Here is a 5908-nt window from a genome sequence, read left to right as displayed (position 1 = left end):
GAAAGCTTTTCACTATGATCATGTTCAAGAATAGTATAATTTTTTTCATTCTCATCATAGCCGTATATCAGAAGCGTGTGAGGTCTATGTTCTTTTAAATAAGTATCCTTCCTTATAGATTCGTAGTAACAATCAACCCATACAATGACTGGCCGATTTTTTTTAAGAGCTGAATTAATACTTCCCAATATATCATCTGCAGTAAATTCAACCTGGTAAAAAACCCCTAAATCTTTACATATTTTTTCTTCCGGTTCAATTTCAATATAATCAATATCAAAGATATTGTTATTTTGATCTAACTTAGTTTTATACACAGTAACATCATTAATCAGAAATGGTTCAATATTTTTATTAAAGTGATTTATGATAGGAAAAAAATGAATTATAAAAACAACTTTTATAAAAAGTATCATTAAAAAGGTTCAATATTCTCTAATAGAAAATTTCATCGCATGATCTTTCTCCTTTGTATTAAGATTTTTTTTAATTGTAATAATTTCTGTTAGGCCTTTTGTTAATCTCATCTGCAAGTCACCTTTTTTCAAGTAGAGGAAATATCTTATCGAAAATGCTGGGTCCATAAAAAGAAAATAATAACAATTTATGTCCGTTAAATATATATTTTCTTGTGATTTCCATTGTGGCTAAAGTCACATCCGTTGGGAGGATACTTTATCCTTATAATCACCATTGGAAGCTACCTATGATTGCTATTATGATGTTGATCATGTAGGTCAGTTCGCGGATTTCATGTGGATACTAAAGTCTTAAGAGTCAGCCAGTCCGTACCAAATTATTTCGCCAAAGGCGTAGATTAGATATTTTTGACTCCCTTCTTCAATTCTCAAATCGGTCGAATTCGGCAAGTGTCATTTCCTCGGATACGTCTTTGTAAACAGAATTAAGATCTACGTTACCTTCTTCAAATTCCTTGTATGAAACATAGCGAGTGAAATTGCGAATCTGTTGAATGATGCATTTCTGAATTTCTATTTTAGGATAACAAACCAAGATGGGCTTGCGAAAATTCAGTAAAATTATTTACACATGTAATCAGGCTATCCTAAACACCAAGATACTTTAAAACGTATAAAAAAATAATTAACCAGAATTTCGCGGTCTAATTTTCACCGAACTATATTCCAAGTTCATGCTAACTTCCATAGCCCGTACTGCTTGCCTTTAAAGTAAATTGCGCTTAGAAATACGACGGCATAAACTTATGAGCGGAACAATCTTGTTCGTAACATTGGAAATTAGGGTAGGTAAATCTTTAATTTCGTACATGTCCTCCGGATGATCTTGCAATTAATAATTTGATTTTCAATGCCCCCTGTATACTCGATTAATGCTTCTTCACCACAAGGGGTTTCAAATCACCTTGTCGGTCACGTGGCATGACAATCTCTTGTTCTCCATACTTACTGGTTACGATTTTCTTCCCCTTCCCATTGCAATTATTAGTCGTTTTTTTGTTCTCCACTTCATGCTTTTGACAGCCTATACGTGTATCTATTTCCACTTCTAGTACTTCTTGAATCGTCTCTACTAAAAAGACTATTCAATGTTTGGGCATCTTAAACCGTTACCAATTCTCCTTGAAAAACTCGCGGAGTTGCTACTTTATTTAGAATACTGTGCCGCCCATCTGATCTACCAATCTCCTCTAACTGTATGGCATTAACTACTAAGTCTTATTTCTTAAATACTTGGCTAGTTCCTTTACAGTCCTATATTTAAAAATATCCTTAACCTCAAAAGGAATTCCAATTTCATCCAATTCAGCTTCTAGCTTAATTACACTAAGTGAATGTCCACCGAGATCAAAAAAATCATCATTTACACTAATACTCCTAAGCCCAATTATCTTCTTCCATAAATCGATAATAATAACCTCATATTCATCCACGATGACATCAATAGATTCAGAAACATATTCTATCTCTTTTGGTTTTTGTAAAGCTTTTCTATTTATTTTACCATTTGGTGTTTTGGGCATTTCCGACAGACGAACAAAAGTAGAAGGCATCATATAATTAGGCAATTGATTCAGAATTATTGCTTGGAAATCCGCTATATCGACATGCATATTTTCAAAAACTGTATAGTAGGATACGAGATGAGTTTCACCATTTTCTTTTTCGAATGGTACTACAATACTATTAGAAACCCCTTCAATTTTATTCAGTAAATTTTCTATTTCATTTACATCTATCCTGTATCCTCTGATCTTCACTTGATGATCTTTTCTCCCAAGATAAACAATTGTACCGTCAGGTAGAATCTTTCCTAAGTCACCACTTCTATATAACCTTCCATTTCCACTGTCGTCTTCAGAAAAGACTTCCTTCGTCAGCTCAGGATTATTCCAGTATCCTGGAGAAGAATAGTAACTTCTATAAACAATTTCACCTTTTTGAAATACCTGAGCTTCTAATCCATTTTCATTTATTATAATTACTTCGGTACCCTCTATAGGATAACCTACAGGAATGGTATTATTTGACACTTTGGCATTATTATTCACTAAGAAAAGAGTCGTTATACTCGCTTCAGAAGAACCCAAAAGATTAACAAAAACACAATCATCAAGGAAATGTTTATTGAATAAATGTATATCGTTACTTTGTACTGTTTCCCCTCCTAAAACAACTGCCCTTACACTAGTAAAAATTTCCGTATCCTTCATACTATTGAGTAGATATCTGTAGAAAGTAGGTATAGAGTGATAGATTGTTATACCTTCTTCTCTAATCCAACCACACAACAATTTTATTGTTCCATCTTCTTTTACATCAAACGGATATAAGGTAGCTCCATTCAATAATGCAGTAAATATATCGACAACAGCTGCATCGTGACTATAGGATGAGAATAGCGACAATTTATCATCTGACGTTATATTTAAGTTCTTGGAGTAATTATTTATGTAGTACAAAATATTTTTATTCGTCTGTACTACCCCTTTCGGTTTACCCGTAGAACCTGAAGTATATAAAATATATGCATATCGTTCCAAATCTGTATAATCCTTTATTTTAGTATCTTTAATTTCATTAAAGTAAATATTATCAAAATTTATAACTCTTAAGTCACATATTTTAGACTTCAACATCTCTGCCAATTTAATATTCCTGTTGTCAGTCACAAGTAACTTCGTGCCAGAATCGGTAATCATATAAACTAATCTTTCCAGTGGATATGTAGGATCCATTGGAACATAAATCATTCCACTCTTTAACCCCCCTATTATACCCACTATTGCATTAACGTCATGATCAAAAAGTAAAGCTAGTGGAGTGCTTTCTTTAAATGAATTCTCAAAATATGATACTATTACATGTGCCAGACGATTGGATGCATTATTTATCCAACTATACGTATATTCCCCTGTTTTAGTCTTAACCGCAATTTTATCCTTATGTTTCTCAACTTGTCGTTCAAAGAGTTGTACGATAGTTTGTTCTTTATCTATAATTACTTTGTCACGGTTCAATTTAGCTGGATTGCACTTTCCATTATTCAACTGAAGGTGCTTTCTTTCAAATATCATGAGGTCTTTAATTTTCATGTTTTTACCGGTTGATACTTGCTTTAATAGTTTCATATATTCCGACATTAAATAGATAATCGATGATTCTTTAAACAAATCTATTCTATAATTACATACTACTTCTATTTTTTCCTTACTTTCATACAAATAAAGTGTGATATCGAAATTGGTACTCTCAGTTAGAATATTATACTTTGAGAATTTCAAGTTACTTAACATTTCTTCAGAATTGTCATCTAAAGATTCTAAATTAATATGATTAAAAAACGTATCAAATATTGGATTTCTACTCATATCCCTTCTTACATTAAGATTGTTTAACAGCATCTCAAATTGATAATCTTGATTTCCCAACACTTTAACAATATTTTCTTTAACTTCTGCAAGAAAGAAATCAAAATACTTTTCGGGTTCAGGCCTATTCCTAAGTAATAAAGTACTAATGAATAATCCTATGATGTTTTCCAACTCCAATTGCCTTCTCCCCGAAATTGGTGCCCCAACAATAATATCCTCTTGCCCTGTAAGATTTGATAAAAAAACATTATAGGCTGCCAGCATAACTGTATACAGTGTGGTATCGTTCCTTTGTGCAACTTCTCTTAAGTTGCCGAGCAATTCTTCTTCCAGAACAAAATGATAAGAATTTCCCTCAAAGTTCATTCTAGTGCTTCTTGGAAAATCAATTGGCAAATCCAGAATGGGCAGTTCTCCTGCAAAGCTATCCAGCCAGTATTTCTCTTGTTCTCTCATTTTTGTTGAATTCAAAATTCTTTTCTGATTAAGAACAAAGTCCGTATATTGCATGCTTAACTCTTGGATTCTCTCACCAGAATAGAAACTGACGAAATCCCTCATAATGATCCCCAAGGAATTCCCATCAGAGATGATATGGTGCATATCGAATACAATTACATGTTCTAACTCTGTCAATTGGACCAGCAATACCCTTATCAAAGGTGCATGCCTTAAATCAAAAGGACGAATAAACTCTCTAATAACTTGAGGCAAACTATCCTCGGATGAATTAATAAACTCCATATTAAAATTCACATCATTATGAATGATTTGTGCAAGGTTTCCTTGATCACTCACAAATGATGTTCTAAGCATTTGATGACGCTCAATTAGTTTGTGAAAAGCATAATCAACCTTGCTTCTATCCAAGACCCCCTCAACTCTAACTGCATATGGAATATTATTGTTAGTTCTATTGTCACTTATCTTATGTAACAAGAACATTCTCTCCTGTGCGGCTGATAGTGGATAATACATATTTTTTTCTAAATTTTTAATAATCTCACTCAAGATAGATTTATATATGCCTACAAGTTTTTCTATATTTCCTTCATGATATTCATTAATATTGTAACCAAACGAAGCCGTAAGTTTTCCATCTATTATTACACAACTTATTTCTAGTGTATGCACGATCTCTGTATTAGGGCTTAATGTATTCCCCATCTTCATTCCATTTTTACACTTCACCCATGTTAATATCATAGAGTTCAAACATGTTATTATAATCTTGATTATTAAAATGACCAAGATAATTAAAAAGGATTTCTGGCTTCAACCGGGTTTGTTTACCTAGTATCTTTTCATCTGATAACAAATATTTAATAATCCCATATCCAATACCTTTATTAGGTATTTTTCTCATAGACTCTTTTATAAAATCGATATTTTCATCAAAGGTATCGCTTCTAGTAAGAATAATTACGGGAAACATCGAAGTAAACCAACCTACTGTTCGATTAACATTAATATTCTCATTAATCATTTTCTCTCCCATGCCCCTCAAGATTTATTGATATTTTGTCTATTCCACACCAATCTTTAATTGCCATACCTAGAACAGTTAGCAGTATATCATTTATTTCAATATTGAAAGTTCCAACAACTTTCTTTAAAAGCAGATTTGTTTCTTCTTTTTCAAGTTCCATTTCGATGACATTCATATTATTTACTTTTCTATCTCTATCGTGAATTACAAAATCTCTAGGCAGCTTGTCAACCTCAGTGTTAGCAACGTTTACCCAATAATCAATCTCGTGTAAGAGCTTTTTACTCTTTCCAAACTCCAAAAGACTTTCTGCCCAACTCTGATATGAATCCGTTTTATCTTGTAAAACAATTTGTTCATCTTGAAGACTTTGTTTGTAACCAGTTTCAAAATCTTCCATAATAATTCTCCATGAAACAGCATCTGATACCAAATGGTGTATAGCAATTAAAAGATAATCTCCTTTTCCTTCTGTCTTAAACAAGACGATTCTGACTAGTGGCCCTTTAGATAAATCCATTCCACACTGTACGAAAGATCCAATTTGTTGAATATCAGAATGAATG

6 protein-coding genes are annotated in these 5908 nt (G+C 32.5%); all 6 read right to left on the bottom strand.

Going from position 1 to position 5908, the window contains the following annotated elements; all coding sequences use genetic code 11:
• On the bottom strand, positions 1-317 hold a 317-nt coding region (locus TY10_RS00210), incomplete at its 3' end, for a BtrH N-terminal domain-containing protein (protein WP_162160548.1).
• A gap of 523 nt (positions 318-840) precedes the next feature.
• Positions 841-1014 (bottom strand): transposase, encoded by a 174-nt coding sequence (locus TY10_RS32390; protein WP_162160546.1) that lies wholly within the window; start codon positions 1012-1014, stop codon positions 841-843.
• A gap of 334 nt (positions 1015-1348) precedes the next feature.
• Positions 1349-1486: a transposase gene (locus TY10_RS32385; RefSeq protein WP_420329365.1), complete on the bottom strand. Its 138-nt coding sequence runs from the start codon at positions 1484-1486 to the stop codon at positions 1349-1351.
• 204 nt (positions 1487-1690) lie between these two features.
• On the bottom strand, positions 1691-5026 hold the full coding sequence (locus TY10_RS00200; RefSeq protein WP_042159294.1) for a non-ribosomal peptide synthetase: 3336 nt from the start codon (positions 5024-5026) through the stop codon (positions 1691-1693).
• A gap of 7 nt (positions 5027-5033) precedes the next feature.
• The gene (locus TY10_RS31945; RefSeq protein WP_042159291.1) at positions 5034-5339 is read right to left on the bottom strand and encodes a condensation domain-containing protein; all 306 of its coding nucleotides are present in this window, start codon (positions 5337-5339) and stop codon (positions 5034-5036) included.
• Positions 5332-5908: condensation domain-containing protein (locus tag TY10_RS31940; protein ID WP_042159288.1), on the bottom strand; the 577-nt coding region annotated here is incomplete at its 5' end. The genes TY10_RS31945 and TY10_RS31940, both read right to left, overlap by 8 nt.

The organism is Paenibacillus gorillae (genome assembly GCF_000513275.1).
Classification (GTDB): Bacteria; Bacillota; Bacilli; order Paenibacillales; family Paenibacillaceae; genus Pristimantibacillus; species Pristimantibacillus gorillae.
Note: the sequence above shows the minus strand (reverse complement) of the source record. Positions and strands in the feature narration are given on the sequence as shown.

Coding starts and splice junctions, on each gene's coding strand:
- TY10_RS00200 (WP_042159294.1), bottom strand. CDS start 5,026: ATGAAGATGGGGAATACATTAAGCCCTAATACAGAGATCGTGCATACA.
- TY10_RS31945 (WP_042159291.1), bottom strand. CDS start 5,339: ATGATTAATGAGAATATTAATGTTAATCGAACAGTAGGTTGGTTTACT.